This window comes from Pseudomonas sp. LS44 (assembly GCF_024730785.1).
In the GTDB taxonomy this organism is placed as follows: Bacteria; Pseudomonadota; Gammaproteobacteria; order Pseudomonadales; family Pseudomonadaceae; genus Aquipseudomonas.
Genome location: NZ_CP102830.1, coordinates 3,133,630 through 3,149,344 on the forward strand (window position 1 = coordinate 3,133,630; position 15,715 = coordinate 3,149,344).

13 protein-coding genes are annotated in these 15,715 nt (G+C 65.2%); 5 read left to right on the top strand and 8 right to left on the bottom strand.

Annotation, left to right across the window (positions count from 1 at the left end; translation table 11 throughout):
- Nucleotides 1-53 precede the first annotated feature (53 nt).
- Together NVV93_RS14005 and NVV93_RS14010 are read right to left on the bottom strand one after the other, a co-directional pair.
- Nucleotides 54-929 carry an alpha/beta fold hydrolase gene (locus NVV93_RS14005; RefSeq protein ID WP_258251246.1) on the bottom strand — a complete coding sequence of 292 codons (876 nt, stop codon included), beginning with the start codon at nucleotides 927-929 and terminating at the stop codon, nucleotides 54-56.
- Nucleotides 926-1,531, bottom strand: coding sequence for a TetR/AcrR family transcriptional regulator (locus tag NVV93_RS14010; RefSeq protein ID WP_258251247.1), 606 nt, complete (start codon nucleotides 1,529-1,531; stop codon nucleotides 926-928). The genes NVV93_RS14005 and NVV93_RS14010 overlap by 4 nt, the downstream gene beginning before the upstream one ends.
- A 117-nt stretch (nucleotides 1,532-1,648) precedes the next feature.
- Here NVV93_RS14010 and NVV93_RS14015 point away from each other — a divergent pair, with 117 nt between their 5' ends.
- Together NVV93_RS14015 and NVV93_RS14020 are read left to right on the top strand one after the other, a co-directional pair.
- Complete coding sequence (locus NVV93_RS14015; protein WP_258251248.1) at nucleotides 1,649-2,326, top strand: DUF4197 domain-containing protein; 678 nt, start codon at nucleotides 1,649-1,651, stop codon at nucleotides 2,324-2,326.
- A 263-nt stretch (nucleotides 2,327-2,589) separates the two neighbouring features.
- Entirely contained in the window at nucleotides 2,590-3,453 is an 864-nt protein-coding gene (locus NVV93_RS14020; RefSeq protein ID WP_258251249.1) for a LysR family transcriptional regulator, read from the top strand.
- Between the two features lie 350 nt (nucleotides 3,454-3,803).
- On the opposite strand, the gene NVV93_RS14025 is transcribed toward NVV93_RS14020, so the two are convergent.
- The 4 genes from NVV93_RS14025 to NVV93_RS14040 form a co-directional block, all read right to left on the bottom strand.
- The gene (locus NVV93_RS14025) at nucleotides 3,804-4,943 is read right to left on the bottom strand and encodes an HPP family protein (protein WP_258251250.1); all 1,140 of its coding nucleotides are present in this window, start codon (nucleotides 4,941-4,943) and stop codon (nucleotides 3,804-3,806) included.
- Nucleotides 4,944-5,314: 371 nt separating this feature from the next.
- A complete protein-coding gene (locus NVV93_RS14030; protein ID WP_258251251.1) occupies nucleotides 5,315-5,533 on the bottom strand; it encodes a hypothetical protein in 219 nt (72 codons plus the stop codon).
- 10 nt (nucleotides 5,534-5,543) lie between these two features.
- Nucleotides 5,544-6,971 carry a cytochrome-c oxidase, cbb3-type subunit I gene (gene ccoN, locus NVV93_RS14035; RefSeq protein ID WP_258251252.1) on the bottom strand — a complete coding sequence of 476 codons (1,428 nt, stop codon included), beginning with the start codon at nucleotides 6,969-6,971 and terminating at the stop codon, nucleotides 5,544-5,546.
- Between the two features lie 796 nt (nucleotides 6,972-7,767).
- Nucleotides 7,768-8,421, bottom strand: coding sequence for a 7-cyano-7-deazaguanine/7-aminomethyl-7-deazaguanine transporter (locus NVV93_RS14040; RefSeq protein ID WP_258251253.1), 654 nt, complete (start codon nucleotides 8,419-8,421; stop codon nucleotides 7,768-7,770).
- A 287-nt stretch (nucleotides 8,422-8,708) separates the two neighbouring features.
- Between NVV93_RS14040 and NVV93_RS14045 the strand changes: the two genes are divergently transcribed.
- The gene (locus tag NVV93_RS14045; protein ID WP_258251254.1) at nucleotides 8,709-10,625 is read left to right on the top strand and encodes a tyrosine-protein phosphatase; all 1,917 of its coding nucleotides are present in this window, start codon (nucleotides 8,709-8,711) and stop codon (nucleotides 10,623-10,625) included.
- 40 nt (nucleotides 10,626-10,665) lie between these two features.
- On the opposite strand, the gene NVV93_RS14050 is transcribed toward NVV93_RS14045, so the two are convergent.
- Nucleotides 10,666-11,817 (bottom strand): aromatic ring-hydroxylating dioxygenase subunit alpha, encoded by a 1,152-nt coding sequence (locus NVV93_RS14050; protein WP_258251255.1) that lies wholly within the window; start codon nucleotides 11,815-11,817, stop codon nucleotides 10,666-10,668.
- Nucleotides 11,818-12,005: 188 nt separating this feature from the next.
- A complete protein-coding gene (locus NVV93_RS14055; protein ID WP_258251256.1) occupies nucleotides 12,006-12,599 on the bottom strand; it encodes a TetR/AcrR family transcriptional regulator in 594 nt (197 codons plus the stop codon).
- A gap of 104 nt (nucleotides 12,600-12,703) precedes the next feature.
- Between NVV93_RS14055 and NVV93_RS14060 the strand changes: the two genes are divergently transcribed.
- Nucleotides 12,704-13,537 (top strand): crotonase/enoyl-CoA hydratase family protein, encoded by an 834-nt coding sequence (locus tag NVV93_RS14060; RefSeq protein WP_258251257.1) that lies wholly within the window; start codon nucleotides 12,704-12,706, stop codon nucleotides 13,535-13,537.
- A gap of 174 nt (nucleotides 13,538-13,711) precedes the next feature.
- Nucleotides 13,712-15,502: a long-chain fatty acid--CoA ligase gene (locus NVV93_RS14065; RefSeq protein ID WP_258251258.1), complete on the top strand. Its 1,791-nt coding sequence runs from the start codon at nucleotides 13,712-13,714 to the stop codon at nucleotides 15,500-15,502.
- Nucleotides 15,503-15,715: the final 213 nt, after the last annotated feature.

The window sequence follows — 15,715 nt, forward strand, 5'->3', positions numbered from 1 at the left end:
GTCGCCATGTAAAAGGGCCGCTCGTTGCGGCCCTTCTTTATTGCACCGGTGAATCAGCCCGGCGCCGGCACCTCGTGCTGGCGGAACCAGTCCAGCACGTCGTCCCACAACGGCTGCGCACGCTGGCGGAAATAGCCCATGTGGCCGATCGCGCCGAGCCCGTCGCGCGGGTCGATGTCCCGCCGCTGCAGCGGGGCATTGCAATAGGCCTGCACAAAGGCGTCGCGCGAGCGCGGCAGCGCCCACAGGTCGTCCAGAGCGTTGGCCGCGATGATCGGCGTACGCACCGCAGCAAACCGCTCGGCGACATGGGCCATGGCCGGGTCGTCGAAGAAGTAGTGGGGAAACCTGCACCAGTGCCGCCACTGCCGGTACACGCCGAGGGGCAGATCCTCGCCCATGCCCAACTTGCTCCACGGCATGTAGCCGTGCCGGCGGGCCAGCAGCGGGAGCAGCAGGCTCCACATCAGGCGCACGCGCCAGCGCTCCAGCGGCGGCATCCAGCCGTGCCAGCCGGCGCCGGTGGCGAAGGTGTAGAAACGCGCCACCCGGTGATGGTTGGGCAGCAGGCCGAAGGCGTGGCCGCCGAAGGAATGGCCGACCATGAACAGCGGCACCTCGTCGCTGGCCATGGCCTCGACCGCCGCGGCCAGGTCGAGGTGCGCCCAATCCAGGTAGGCCATCTCGAAGCCCTTGAGCGTGGCCGGCGCGGACTGGCCTATGCCCCGATAGTCCAGAGTCATGACCGTGAAGCCCTGGGCGCTGGCGTATTCGGCGAAGCGCCGGTAGAAGCCCTGCGGCACGCCGGTGGCGCCGGCCATCAGCAGATGCCCCTTGCGCGGACCCTGCGCGGCAAAGCGCGTGGCGGCGATGCGGTAGCCATCGGCCGCCAACAAGGTGACGGCCTCGCCCTGCACAATACTGTTCATCGTGTAACTCCCACTGCTTCGATTTCCCCGCCGATCCATTCCAGCAGCAGGTTCATGGTGACTTGTAGCGCCTGCCCGTCGCCGGCGACCCGCGCCTGCAGCAGTGCTCCCTCATAGGCCGCGACGGTGAGCGTGGCCAACGCCCCAGCCCGCTCCTCCGGCACGCCCGCCTGACCCAGCAGACCGGCCAGCAGTTGGCGGATCTCGGCAAAGCCGGCGGCCAGGGCCGCGCGCAGGGTCTGGTCGTCGGCACCCGACTCCAGCGCCACGGTGGCCAGCGGGCAGCCGCGCTCGAAGCCGCTCTGCTCGAGTTGCCGGCGTGCCTGCTCCAGCCAGACGCGCAGCACCTGCAACGCCTCGCCCTGGCTGGCCTGCAACTGCGTGAGCGTGGCGCGCAGGTGCGCCACCACGGCCTGGATGGCCGCGACCGCCAACTCGACCTTGCCGCCGGGGAAATGGTGATAGAGCACGCCCTTGGGCGCGCCGGCCTGGGCCAGCACCTCGTTCACCCCCACGCCATGCAGGCCGCGACGCTGCAGCGCGTCGGCCATGGCGGCGATCAGCCGCTCGCGGGTATTGGGTTGTTCTGTAGGTTTGTTCATGGCGAAAAATCTATAGACCGTTCGGTCTAGAGTCAAGTCCGCCGCCCGCCCTGCGGTTTGGCGCGCCTTCTCGGCTCGGGTAAGCTCGCGACTCCCCTCGCCCGACGGAAAACACCCATGCTCCGCCTCGCCACCCTATTCGCCAGCCTCGCCCTATCCGCCCACGTCTCTGCCCTGTCACTCACCGATCTCAGCCAGAGCGACGCCAGCGGCGGCCTCAAGGATGCACTGAGCCAGGGCGCCAAAGTCGCCGTACAGCAACTGGGTAAACCCGGTGGTTTCAACGACAACCCCGAGGTGCGCATCGAGCTGCCAGGCAACCTCGGCAAAGCCGCCAAGACCATGAAGCTGATGGGCATGGGCGCGCAGGTCGAACAGCTGGAAAGCAGCATGAACAAGGCCGCCGAGGCTGCCGTGCCGCAGGCCCAGGCGCTGCTGGTCGACGCGGTGAAGAAGATGACCGTGCAGGATGCCAAGGGCATCCTCAGCGGCCCGGACGACGCCGCCACGCAATACCTGAACAAGACCAGCCGCGAGCAGATTCGCGCCAAGTTCCTGCCGATCGTCAAACAGGCCACCGACAAAGTCGGCCTGGCGCAGCAGTACAACGCCTTCGCCGGTCAGGCGGCGGCGTTCGGCGTCGGCAATGCCAAGGCTTCCAGCATCGAGAACTACGTGACCGAAGAAGCCCTCGACGGCTTGTTCAAGATGATTGCCGAGCAGGAAGCCGGCATCCGTCAAAACCCAGCCGGTGCGGCGACCAGTCTGGCGAAAAAGGTGTTTGGGGCGCTGTGAATTGTTTGTCACCGGCCCAGTAGGACGGACCGGAACGCCGGCCGCTCAGGAGCGCAGCGAACAGTCCGCCGCCGTGCTTGCCGCCGCTACATTGGCGTACTGCTACGCGAGTACGCCCTACCGCAACCGCCACCCTAGCCCTCGCCCATATATGGGAGGGCGCTAAGTCGAAAGGGGCCGGGGGAGAGGGAAAGGGCCGACCAGCGAAACCCAAGCCTCGGCCTTACAATGCCGCTCTGTCCCTCCGCGCTCCCGGATAACTCATGGATATCGAGCTCGCCCGCACCTTCCTCGAAATCACCCGCTGCGGCAGCTTCATCGCCGCTGCCGAGCGCTTGCATGTCACCCAGACGGCCATCACCGCGCGGGTGCAGAACCTCGAAAGCCAGCTCAACTGCAAGCTGTTCGTACGCAACCGCGCGGGTGCCAAGCTGACCGCCGATGGCGAGGCGTTCGTCGTCTATGCCAATCAGCTGGTGCAAACCTGGGAGGCCGCCCAGCGCGATCTGCCGTTGCTCGAGGGCTACCGCAACGTGCTGCATGTGGGCGGCGAAGTCAGCCTATGCAATCCGCTGATGCTCAGTTGGGTGCATGTACTGCGCGAGCAGATTCCCAGCCACGCGATCCGCGCCGAAGTTGGCGATGGTCAGCGCCTGCTGCGCCAGTTGGAACTCGGCGTGCTGGACGCCGCGCTGGTCTACCAGCCGGCCTACTGGCCCGGCATGCAGGTGGAGGAATTGCTCGAGGAAAAACTCATCCAGATCCGCTTGCCAGGTAACCCCGAGCCTTATGTGTACATCGACTGGGGCGAAGGCTTCCGCCGTCAGCACGACGCGGCGTTGCCGGACAAAGCCAAGGCTGCCCTGACCTTCAACCTCGGCCCGCTGGCCCTGCAATACATTCTTGAGCATGGCGGCGCCGGCTACTTCCGCACGCGCGTGGTGCAGAGCTACCTGGACAGCGGCGTCCTGGAGCGCGTGCCCAAGGCCCCGGAGTTCAGTTACCCGACCTACCTGGTGTATTCCCGCGAGCGCGATTCGGCGGCGTTGCAGCAGGCGTTCCAACTGCTGCGCGAAGTGGTGCGCAGCGACAGCGACTGGTCGCAGCGCTGGGACCCGGTGATCTAGTGGCCTGTTTGGTTAATTCAGTTAGTCAATTTCGGCGCCTGAGACCCTGATACTGCGCTACCGCTCCTCGCCATAGCCTTGCTATGACTCGTCGCGGCGCCTTGTCTCAGAGCCTCAGTCATCCGAACTTGAGATAACCAATTAACCGCACAGGCCACTAGCAACCGCGTATAAGACTCGCCGCACGGGTCGGTAGGAGCGAATTCATTCGCGCAAGGGCCACACCTTGATCGCGGATAAATCCGCTCCTACACAAAGCTTTCGCCGCGCCTACGGAACGGTCGCCGCCCCAGCCTCAAAAAGCATTTCCGTGCAGCTGGTGGCCTGGCAGCTGCCTATTTTGGCTAGCCCTACCCCAGATGCACGATCAGATCGCGGTGCAGCGCGGCGATCAGATCGGTCTGCGTGACGATCCCCACCAATTCGCCCTGTTCCAGCACCGGCAGGCAATGCAGGCCCTGTTCGGACAGCAGCGGAATCAGCTCGACCACATGCGCATCGCTACCCACCCAGGTCACCGGTTGACTCATCACCCGGCTCAGCGGCACATCGCGGCGCAGTCCCAGGCGCCCGAGGAAGTCCGAGTGCGGTGCGCGCCGCGAATGGCCGAGCAGGTCGATCAGGCTGACGACACCGACTAACCGGCGCTCCTCGTCGAGCACCGGCAAGGCCTTCAAGTGATGGTATTCGAGCACGCGCAAGGCCTGCTCCACAGTGGTTTCCGGCGTCGCACATTGCACATCGCGGGACATGATCTGCCCGGCGCGGATATCGCCCATGCTGCGCCGCAGAGCGTACTTTTCCGTGGCGCGGACGATCTGCTCAAGATCCTCGCGGGTCACGTCGACGAACTCACCGATATCCTCCAGCGCCTGGTCGAGGTCGGCCGAAGTGATGCCGACGCGCTCCTGCGGCGCCACGTCCTGGGTGTGATGCATCTCGGCAGCCGGCGTGCCATGCGGCTTGGGGTAACGCACGCGGGTCAGGTTGTTGTAGAGCAGTGCGCAGGCCAGCAGGCATAGCGCATTGAGCATCACCGGCGCGAGCACCTGCAGGCCCATCTCGGCCAGGTCCGGCCCGCCCATGGCCACGCAAAACGCCACCGCGCCACCGGGCGGATGCAGGCAGCGCAACGGGCACATCAGCGCCAGCGCAACCCCGACCGCCAGGCTCGCAGTAACCAACGAAGCGCCGCCGACCTGCACCAGCGCCAGGGCCACCAGAGTCGCCACCAGATAGCTGCCGACAATCGACCAGGGTTGCGCCAGCGCACCGGAAGACACCGCGAACAACAGGATCGCCGAAGCACCCAGCGGGCCGACCAGATGCGCGGCCACCGGCGCGCCGAACAACTGGTAGCACACCCAGGTACTCAGCAATACACCCAACGCGGCGCCGAGCCCGGCACGCAACCATTCGCGCGGGCGAGTATTCATGGCGGGAGGATTGAAGCTGTGCAGCCAATTGGCCAAGGAAAGGCGTTGCGTCATGAGGTCCGGCACTGAGATTGGAAAGATGAAATTAAAGGCTATGTGCTCGTTAAGTGTTGCGCATCGCTTTTGTAGGGTGGGTTAGCCGCGTAGCGGCGTAACCCACCAGCGGTGCCGAGCTGAGCATCAGTGTCCAGCAGAGTCGGTGGGTTACGCCTACGGCTAACCCACCCTACGGCTCATTGCTGCAGGCATCACCTAGTGGGCCTGCACGTCTCGACACGCAACTGGGACATAACCAAATTAAAAAGCTGAGATTAACAACCGAGAGTGAAAATAAAGAAGGTCCGCGCAACACAGCTCGCGGACCTAAAGCGTGCCTGGGGTAAGACACGATTCCCATCCCTGGGTATGGAAAAAATGGTTAACGTTCAGGCATCCAGTCGACCCGTTGGCCGTTCGCAGGCGAACTCGCTCTGCGGCGTGATCACCCGCGCGCAGACCCGCCCGGTGGCGGCGCTCATGTTGCGCGCGGCCTGCGGGTCATCGGCGAACGGCTGCAGCGCCGCTTGCTCCAAGTCATCTGCCGAGCGCAGGCCGATGCAGCCGTAAAGCCCCACGCAAAACACCACTATGCCGAAGACAAACATCCGCAACTCCTCAGGCTAAAGCAGGCACCAGACCCTGCACGTCGCGCTCGCCGACGCGGATGGTCCGCCAGGTATTCCAGGCCATCAACAGCATGCCGCTGGCAAAGGTCGCGCCACCGATCAGGCGCACCACATAACCGGCATGGCTGGCTTGTAGTGTTTCGACGAACGAGTAAGTCAGCGTGCCGTCCTCGTTGATCGCCCGCCACATCAGGCCCTGGGTGATGCCGTTGACCCACATCGCGGCGATGTACAGCACGGTACCGATGGTCGCCAGCCAGAAGTGAGCGTTGATCAAGCCGAGGCTGTGCATCCGCTCGCGACCGTAGAGCTTGGGAATCATGTGATACAGCGTGCCGATGGAAATCATCGCTACCCAACCGAGCGCCCCGGCGTGCACGTGGCCGATGGTCCAGTCGGTGTAGTGGGACAGCGCGTTGACGGTCTTGATCGCCATCATCGGACCTTCGAAGGTCGACATGCCGTAGAACGCCAGGGACACGACCAGGAAGCGCAGGATCGGGTCGGTGCGCAATTTATGCCAGGCACCGGAGAGGGTCATCATGCCGTTGATCATGCCGCCCCAGCTCGGCGCCAGGAGGATCATCGACATCGCCATGCCGAGGCTCTGCGCCCAGTCCGGCAGCGCGGTGTAATGCAGGTGGTGCGGGCCGGCCCAGATGTACAGGGCGATGATCGACCAGAAATGCACGATGGACAGCCGATAGGAGTAGATCGGCCGCTCGGCCTGCTTGGGCACGAAGTAATACATCATGCCGAGGAAGCCCACCGAGAGGATGAAGCCGACCACGCTGTGGCCGTACCACCACTGGATCATCGCGTCGGTGGCGCCGGAATACACCGAATAGGACTTGAGCAGGCTGACCGGAATGGCGATGTGATTGACCACATGGACCATACCGGTGACCACGATGAACGCACCGTAGAACCAGTTGCCGACATAGATATGCTGGACCTTGCGCCGCGCGATGGTGCCGAAGAACAGGTAGGCATAGGCGACCCAGACGATCGCCACCCACAGCGCAATCGGCCACTCCATCTCGGCGTATTCCTTGGACGTGGTGATGCCCAGCGGATAGCTGATCAACAGTGCGACGATCGCCGACTGCCAACCCCAGAACACGAACTTGGCCAGACTGTCGGAAATCAGCCGCACCCGACTGGTGCGCTGCACCACGTACAGCGAGGTGGCGAACAAGGCGCCGCCGCCGAACGCGAAGATCACCAGGTTGGTGTGGATCGGGCGGATACGGCCGAAGCTGGTCCATGACAGGCCGAAATTCAGCTCCGGCCAGACCAATTGAGCGGCGATGAACACGCCCATAAACATGCCGAGAATCCCCCAGATCAGGGTCATCAAGGTGAATTGGCGAACGATCGCGTAGTTGTAGGTAAGCGGTGGTGCTGCACTGGCCATGGTCATTCCGTCGCACACAAAGGGAGCTAGCCAGCCCTCCATTGGCATGCGTCGGCGTTCTATTGGAGAAGACAACGGCACGGGGACGAAGGCGTCGCAAAAGGCTCTGCGACGCGGGTCTGGCAAGTGAGGCGGCATTGTGGCGGAGCAGCGCAGACGCTATCCAACGAATAATAATGCTGGATAAGTGCAATTATTTTTATTTAAAGCGAATCATCACCCTCTGCACGACAACTAGGGGGATGCCGCCCCTATCACCGCACAAGGCACTGATCGGTACCTCGGTTGTTTCAATCATTGGCCGCGCCGCGGCGACGGCTTGGCGGGTGGTGGCGGATTGGCTGGCGGTACTCCCGTGTCACTGCGCACCTGCGCATGGCTGCTCAGAGTGAAAATGAAGGAGCCACCGACATTCGGTCGCGCCCGCCTTTCAGGCCCGTAGGATGGGTTGAGCTGCGTGTTCGCCGGACGCAGCGCGATACCCGTTCGCTATGGGTATCGCTTCGGTCAGGGTCAACTTGCGCGTGCTGCAATCCGGGCACGGGCCCAGACGTAGGGCGGACCGGAGCCCGGCCGCTCAGGAGCGAAGCGAACAGTCCGCCAAGTGGCTCGCCGGCAAGGCGTACTGCTTCGCGAGTACGCCCTACAAACTTCATCCGCGGCACCCTGGCGCCGTGGTAGGTCACGCAGCATCGGCGCCGCTATCGCTTACCTGGCCAGGCCACAAGCCTTCGTCACCTGCACCAACCACGAGAAACCTCTCAGGCCGGTGCACGCTTAAATGCTGGAGGGACGGTCAGGCCGTGGCTGGCGCGCGCCCAGCGAGCAGACGCAGCAGGCTGTTCAGCAGAATGCCGTAGAGCGGCACCATAAGGATCAGCATGACCGCCAGTTTGACGCCGTAGTCCACGGTGGCGATCTCCACCCAATTCTCGGCCATGAACGGGTTGCTGCTGTGCCAGAACGCCACCGAGAAGAACACGAAGGTGTCCATCAGGTTGCCGACGATGGTCGAGGCGGTCGGGGCGATCCACCATTGCGGCAGCTTGCGCAGGCGGTCGAACACCTGGATGTCGAGCAGTTGCCCGAGCACGTAGGCCAGGAAGCTGGCCAGCGAGATGCGCAAGACGAACTCGTTGAACTGCAGCAGCGAGCCCAGGCCGCGGAATTCGGCTTCCTGGAACAGCACCGAAATCACATAGGACACCACCAGCGCCGGCAGCATGACGCGGGCGATCACCTGACGCGCCGGGCCTTTGCCGAGCAGACGCACGGTCAGGTCGGTCGCCAGGAAGATGAACGGAAAACTGAACGCGCCCCAGGTGGTGTGCCAGCCGAACAGGGTGATCGGCAGCTGCACCAGATAGTTGCTGGCGATGATGATCAGGATGTGGAACGCAATCAGGGCGCTCAGCGCAAAACGCCGGCGTTGCGGGGAAAGCAGAGTCATTGGCGGTAGCCTTTTTGATGGATGGGGTTAGGGAACCCATGCCGTCCGGAATGAACAGCGGCGCGCAGTTTACCTGCCTGCAAAACCGCTGAGTAGCTCCGTCGCTCGATTTTTTGTCTCGAAAGTCAGTTTCGTTGGTTTTTTGATCGTTTTATCTGAGTGCAGCCGTTCGCCTCCGGCCGTCACCTCGCTGCCATCAAGGCTTCATTCACGTGCAACGAAACCGTCACTGATCCATCGCCAAAATCTCGCCGCCATTAAAGCCATTGAAAAATAAGGCGATAATCTTGACCCTTCGAACGCTTTTCCCTCTTTCCGTGCTGTGCCTAAACATCAGCTGCGCCTTCGCTGCCAGCCAGCCGCTTTCCACGCCGGTCCTCTCCAGCATCGACAACTTCCGCGACGTGGCCGGCACCACCAATGCCTACACCACCCAGAATGGCGGCGTCATGCGCGGTGGCGTGTTCTACCGCTCCAACGCCCTGACCCCGAATGCCGCCGACCTAACAACCCTGAACATCCTGAACATCGGCCTGGTCATCGACCTGCGCACTCCGTCCGAAATCGCCGCAACCCCAGATACCATGCCCACCGGCGCCCGTTACCTGAACATCAACGTCATCGGCGCCGGCGACACCAGCTCCTTCAGCCTCACGAGTCCGACTAACAGCGTGAAGCTAATGGAGGACATGAACCGCCAGATGGTCGCCGACCCCCACGCCCGTGCAGAGCTCGCCAGGGAATTGCGTGAACTGGCCGCCAGCGAAGACCCGGCGCTGTTCCACTGCACCGCCGGCAAGGACCGCACCGGCTGGACTGCCGCGCTACTGCAGAGCATCGCAGGCGTCGACAAAACCACGATCATGAACGACTACCTGGCCACCAACGCCTATACCGCCAAGCGGGTGCAGGCGACCCTGGACGGCGTGACGAAGAAATACGGCGCCTCGGCCGCCGCCATCTACGCACCGTTGCTGGGCGTCCAGGCCAGCTTCCTGCAGGCCGGCCTCGACCAGATCGTCGCCAGCTACGGCAGCATGGACAACTACCTGAAGGAAGGCCTGGGCCTGGACCAGGCCACCCTCTATGCCCTGCGCGGCAAGATGGTGCGCTTCGAGTTGCTGCCGGGGCAGAACGGCCTGCGCGGCAACGCCGCCGCCGGCGCCGCAGCACTCGCAGCCCTACAGGACTCGGCGCTGGGCGGCACCGCCTCTGCCTACAACTACTACCTGCAGTCGGCCATCGACGCCGGCAACCTCGGCGGCGTGGAATCGACCGTCGGCGGCCAGGTGCATGCCGATGCCGGCAGCTACCTGCTGCGCCAGGCGCAGCGCATCGACGACGCGCTACGCGGACACGCCAGCGGCCAGCACCTGGGCGAAGGCGAAGCGAACCTGTGGATGACCGGCATGGCCGGCTACCTGGGCACCGACGGCTCCGCCGAGGCAGCCAGCAGCAACGAGCACAGCACCGGCACGGTGGTCGGCCTGACCCAACGCTTCGACGCCCAGACCAGCGGTTATGCGGGCTTCGGCTACAGCAACGGCTCGGTCGGCGCGGCCAGCGGCAGCGTCGATACGGATACGGTGTTCCTGACCGGCGGCGTGCGCTACGGCTTCGACAACCTCGACAGCGGCGCCTTCACCGCCCTGCAACTCGACACCGGCCACGTCGACTACGACAGCAAGCGCGATCTCGGCGGCGGTCTGGGCCGCGCCAAGGGCGAGACCGACGGCTACTTCTATGGCGCCACCGGCCGTCTCGGCTACGTGCACAACATCGAATCGCTGCGCATCGAGCCGAGCCTCGGCCTGCGCGCCAGCCGTATCCAACTGGACAGTTTCCGGGAAACCGGCAGCGAACTGGCTCTCGACGTCGACTCGCTCAGCGAGACCGCCAGCAGCCTGCTCGGCGACGTCAACCTTGGCTTCGCACCTCGCCACCTCAGTGGCTGGTCCGTGACGCCGACCGTCAGCCTCGGCTACGAGCACCTGTTCGGCGACGCTGGGGTGACCAGCGAAGGCACCCTGCTGAACACCGGCATCGCCCAAGACTCGGCCTTCGACAGCCGCGACCTGTACAAGGCCGGCTTCAACCTCACCGCCAGCCGTTCGGCGCTCAGCCTCGGCGCCGACGTCAACATCATCAACGGTGGCGACAGCAGCGGTCTGAGCGGCAACCTGAGCGCCAGCCTGGCGTTCTGATCTCCCTCACCCGCCTCGCGCACCTGCGCGGGTCGGGCGGTTACAGATCGATCACCCGTCTATCGTCCAGCGCCTCATCGAGGCTCTGATGGAACCACTTCAGCGCCGGCTCGAAGCGGCCGTGCCAGAGGCGGTCGCTGGCGCCGGCCTGGATGCCGGTCTGCACCCGCGCGGCCAGGGCGAAATCTTCTTCCAGGGCGCTATAGAGAATCTCGTTGTTCTTCTCGAAGTAGCGACGCGCCTTGTCGCTAGCGGGCTCTTCGCTGAGCAGGGTGTGGCCGAGCACCCGGGTGGCCAGTGGGCCGTCGGGGTAGACGCTGGAGAAGTCGATGTGGTCCGGCTCGACCAGCACCAGGGTGTTGGGCCAGAGGAAATACAGCAGGTTGCCGTTCTGGCGCAGATTCCAGGCGCTTTCCGGCTGATCGAGGATGTCGCGCAGATTGCGCTTCACGTAGTAGTTGCGGATGTGCCGGCCGAAGCGTTCGAACAGCCCGAGGTTGGGCCAGAACAGGTGGTCGATGGTGGCCTGGTGGGCCTTCTGCACGTGGTAGTTCTCGAGGAAGGTGTCGATGGTCAGCTTCCAGTTCACCGGCCGGCGGATGTCGCGCGGGTCGAAGATCACATGCTCGTCGAGGCCGAAGCTGTCGAAGTCGGCGAGGATCTGCGGGCCGAAGAAGGCGTCCAGGTCCAGCGCCGGCCCCGGCGACAGGCGCGCCCACACCGCGCCGAAACGCTCGGCCACCGGCACCTCGGTGAGGTTCAGGCAGGCGCGGGCGATGCCCTCGAAGCCATAGCCGTGGGGAATGCCGCGCAGCTGGCCGTCCGGGTTGTAGGCCCAGCCGTGATAGGGGCAGACGAACACCCGGTTCTTGCCGCTGGCCTCGCCGACCAACTGGGTGCCGCGATGCTTGCAGACGTTGAGGAAACCACGCAGGCGGCCCTGCTCGTCGCGGCTCAGCAGCAGCGGCGCGAGCAGCTCGCGGGTGAGGAAATGACCGGCCGCAATCTCGCTGGAGCGCGCCACCAGCACCGGCTCGCGACGGAGGACTTCGTCGCGCTCGCGGCGGTAGCGCTCTGCATCCAGATAGACCTCCACCGGCAGCGCCGAGGGGGCCGGGGCGCAGTCAGTCTGGCCCTGCTCGATCAGGGCGAGGGTGCGTTTGAGCAGTTCGACCTGGGTGGAATGCTGCATGAAGATCTCCTCGTAGCTACTGCCAATTAGTCGTTGGGCATCGCTGCGCTCAGCGCCAACCTACAAACCGCTCGCCGATACCGCTCATGTAGGAGCGAATTCATTCGCGATCGGGTCAGACATGCCCGTTCGTAGCCCGGATGTAATCCGGGAAACCCGGCACCTGCGTTTCCCGGATTACATCCGGGCTACAACGGCGCCAAGGCGCCGCGAATAAAGTGCCAAAGCTGCCGCGCCAAGTGGTCGGCGACAGGACGCTGGGGCCGCGCCAGGGCCTCCAGCAGCGCCTGATGCATGCCGCCTAAGATCATCGCCGACACCAGCTCCGGGTCGAGGCCGGCATTGAGCTGGCCGGCGGCCTGGCCGCGGCGGATGTTGTCGGCGCCCTGGCGGACGTTCTCGGCGGTGCGCTGGGCCTCCAGCGCGGCGACTTCCGGCTCGCGCGCCAGGCTGACCAGCACCAGCGGCGCCAGCGGCTCGGCGTAGACGAAGTCCACCGCACGACGGGTGCGCTGCTCCTCGCGGCTGGACCAGTCGGCCGCATCCGGCAGAGGATCGGCGGCCATCACCTGTTCCTGGTAGCGGTCGTAGAAGTCCTCGGCCACCGCCGCCAGCAGCCCGGCGCGCGAGTTGAAGTAGCGGTAGATCAGCCCGACCGACACCCCGGCACGCTCGGCCACCCGGCCGACTTCCAGGCCGCCGCCCTGCTCCAACAATTCGCTGCGGGCCGCATCCAGCAGGCCGGCACGGGTTTTCAGGGCTTTGGGGGAAAGATCGGCCATCGCTGCACTCGATAAATTGCTAGACAACAAAAGTGAATTCAGTTTACTTATTTATCCAGCGGTGCCAAGCCGCACCACAAAAATAATCGCCGGAGCCTTCCACCATGACCGAATCCACCGTGCACTACAGCGTCACCGGCCGCGTGGCCACCCTCACCCTCAACCGCCCGGAGCGCCTCAACGCCATCGACGACCGCATGCCCGACGACATCGCCGCCGCTGTGGCGCGCGCCAATGCCGACGACGCCGTGCATGTGATCGTCCTCACCGGCGCCGGGCGGGGCTTCTGCAGCGGCTACGACCTCAAGTTCTTCGCCGAGAACCCGCGCGGCGTGTACGGCAGCCAGGAAATGCCCTGGGACCCGATGGTCGACTACGCGCTGATGAAGCGGAACACCGAGCAGTTCATGAGCCTGTTCCGCAGCTACAAGCCGGTGATCGCTAAGGTCAACGGCCCGGCGGTAGCCGGCGGCAGCGACATCGCGCTGTGCTGCGACCTGATCGTGATGGCCGAGGAGGCGCAGATCGGCTACCCGCCGGCGCGGGTCTGGGGCTGCCCGACCACGGCCATGTGGGTGTACCGCCTCGGTGCCGAGAAGGCCAAGCGCATGCTGCTGACCGGCGACCTGATCGACGGCCGCGAGGCCCAGCGCCTCGGCCTGGTGTACCAGAGCGTGCCGCTGGCCGAGTTGGATGCCGCGGTCGATGCGCTGGTCGGGCGCATGCAGGGCATCCCCAAGAACCAGTTGATGATGCAGAAGCTGATGATCAACCAGTCCTTCCACAACATGGGCCTGGAGAGCACGCAGATGTTCGCCACGCTGTTCGACGGCATCACCCGCCACAGCCCGGAAGGCGTGCGTTTCAAGGCGCGCTGCGAGGAAGTCGGCTTCAATCAGGCGGTGCGCGAGCGCGACTCGGGGCAGCCGATCCCGTAACGACACGGGCCCGGACTTCGCATGAACAGTCCCCTCTCCCACTTGTGGGAGAGGGTTAGGGAGAGGGAAACCAGCTTCTTCACACTTTAGAGGCCGCCCTCTCCCCCGGCCCCTCTCCCCCTGCTTAATAAAAGAAAGGAGGACGAGGGGAGGAAAAACACAGGAGCGTGTTAGATGACTGCACTGCCGCAACCACCGCTCGACCTGCCCAGCATCCCCGCCCTGCTCGCCTGGCGCGCGGCGACCACGCCGGACTGGCCGGCCACCCAACAGCGCCTGAACGACGGCCGCTGGCAAAGCCTGAGCTGGGGCGAGGTCGCCGCGCAAGCCAATCGGCTCGCCCGCGCCCTGATCGCCCACGGCGTAAAGCCCGGCGACCGGGTGGCGATCTGGAGTCGCACCCGCGTCGAGTGGAGCCTGCTGGATTTCGCCATCCTCAGCGTCGGCGCGGTCAGCGTCGGCCTGTATCCCAGCCTCAGTCCCAACCAGGCGGCGCAGCAACTGCAACGCGCCGGCTGTCGCCTGCTGTTCGTCGAGCACTCCAGCCAGGCCCTGCCGTTGCACGAAGACGGCCTGAGCGTGGTGTGTATCGACGAGGCCTTGGCCGGCAGCGGCCATGTGTCTCTCGAGCAGTTCCGCGCCGGCGCCGAATCTATCCCCGCCGAGCAGGTGGAACAGCGCTGGCGGACACTCGGCCCACAGGCGCTGGCCAACCTGGTGTTCACCTCCGGCACCACCGGCGAGCCGAAGGCGGCGATGCTCAGCCACAGTAATCTACTGGCCTTCATCAGCCAGTACCAGGCAGCAACCGGGCGCTATACCAGCGTTTCCTTCCTGCCCATGGCGCATGTCGGCGAACGGGTGATCGGCCATTACCAGCGCCTCTGGGCCGGCGCCCAGGCCGCCTATGTGCCAGATCTCAACGACATCCAGCGGGCGCTCGCCGAGGTGCAGCCGGACTTCTTCGGCAGCGTGCCGCGCCTGTTCGAGAAGTTCCACGCCGCGGTCATGGCCCAGCGCGCCGCCCTGCCGCCCGGCAAGCAGCGCCTGTTCGACTGGGCCTTAGCGACCGGGGCACGGCGCGCCCGCGGCCAGGGCAACGCACTGAGCGGCTGGCTGGCCCGCCGTCTGGTGCTCGATACAGTGCGCAGCAAGCTGTTCGGCCCGCGCATCCGCACCTTGGTCGGCGGCGGTGCGCCGCTGGATGCGCATTTGGTGGAGTTCTACGCCGCGCTCGGCCTGCCGCTGTGTGAAGGCTGGGGCATGTCGGAATCCACCGCCTTCCTGACCAGCAACGAAGCCGGTATCGCCAAGGCCGGCTCGGTCGGCAAGGCGCTGCCGGGCACCAAGCTGCGCATCGCCGACGATGGCGAGGTGCTGGTGCGCGGGCCCTTGGTGTTCCAGGGCTATTTCGGCCAGCCGGAGAAGACCGCCGAGACCTTCAGCGCCGACGGCTGGCTGTGCAGCGGCGACCTCGGCCGGATCGACGCGGACGGCTACCTGTGGCTGACCGGACGCAAGAAGGAGCTGATCATCACCGCCGGCGGCAAGAACATCGCGCCGACCGCCATCGAGGCGCGCCTCAAGCAGCAGCCGCTGGTCGAGCAGGCGCTAGTGCATGGCGACCGCCGCAAGTACCTCGCCGCCCTCCTCGCCCTCGATCCCGAGCGCCTGGCCGCTTGGGCACGCCGCCAGAGGCTGGGCGGCGACTATGCCGACTGGCTGCAGGCGCCGGCGCTGCGGGCCGAGCTGCAGGCGCATATCGATGCGGTCAACGCCGAGCTGGCGCAGGTCGAGCGGATCAAGGCCTGGGCCCTGCTGCCGCGCCTGCTCAGCCAGGACGAGGACGAGCTGACGCCGACCCAGAAACTCAAACGCCCGGTGATCGAACGGCATTTCGCCGAGTTGCTGGAAAGCCTCTATCCGACCGAGGCGCAGGCCGCCAAGGCAAGCAACCTGGGCTGAACACGGCTGTGTTGGGTATCGCTGCGCTCAACCCAACCTACAAGAGCGTCGGCTGTTCGCGACCGTAGACCGTAGGACGGGTTGAGTATGTAGGGCGGGTGCAACCCGCGCTGTGCCTTGCCGAAGCTGCCACGCGGGTTGCACCCGCCCTACGCAAGCCTCGATCGCTCCCCGCGCCGCTTGGGAATACCGGAGCAGATCGTAGGATGGGTC

Excerpts from the sequence above, each read along its gene's own strand:
- NVV93_RS14005 (WP_258251246.1), bottom strand. The coding sequence starts at position 929 with ATGAACAGTATTGTGCAGGGCGAGGCCGTCACCTTGTTGGCGGCCGAT.
- NVV93_RS14010 (WP_258251247.1), bottom strand. The coding sequence starts at position 1,531 with ATGAACAAACCTACAGAACAACCCAATACCCGCGAGCGGCTGATCGCC.
- NVV93_RS14015 (WP_258251248.1), top strand. The coding sequence starts at position 1,649 with ATGCTCCGCCTCGCCACCCTATTCGCCAGCCTCGCCCTATCCGCCCAC.
- NVV93_RS14020 (WP_258251249.1), top strand. The coding sequence starts at position 2,590 with ATGGATATCGAGCTCGCCCGCACCTTCCTCGAAATCACCCGCTGCGGC.
- NVV93_RS14025 (WP_258251250.1), bottom strand. The coding sequence starts at position 4,943 with ATGACGCAACGCCTTTCCTTGGCCAATTGGCTGCACAGCTTCAATCCT.
- NVV93_RS14030 (WP_258251251.1), bottom strand. The coding sequence starts at position 5,533 with ATGTTTGTCTTCGGCATAGTGGTGTTTTGCGTGGGGCTTTACGGCTGC.
- ccoN (WP_258251252.1), bottom strand. The coding sequence starts at position 6,971 with ATGGCCAGTGCAGCACCACCGCTTACCTACAACTACGCGATCGTTCGC.
- NVV93_RS14040 (WP_258251253.1), bottom strand. The coding sequence starts at position 8,421 with ATGACTCTGCTTTCCCCGCAACGCCGGCGTTTTGCGCTGAGCGCCCTG.
- NVV93_RS14050 (WP_258251255.1), bottom strand. The coding sequence starts at position 11,817 with ATGCAGCATTCCACCCAGGTCGAACTGCTCAAACGCACCCTCGCCCTG.
- NVV93_RS14055 (WP_258251256.1), bottom strand. The coding sequence starts at position 12,599 with ATGGCCGATCTTTCCCCCAAAGCCCTGAAAACCCGTGCCGGCCTGCTG.
- NVV93_RS14060 (WP_258251257.1), top strand. The coding sequence starts at position 12,704 with ATGACCGAATCCACCGTGCACTACAGCGTCACCGGCCGCGTGGCCACC.
- NVV93_RS14065 (WP_258251258.1), top strand. The coding sequence starts at position 13,712 with ATGACTGCACTGCCGCAACCACCGCTCGACCTGCCCAGCATCCCCGCC.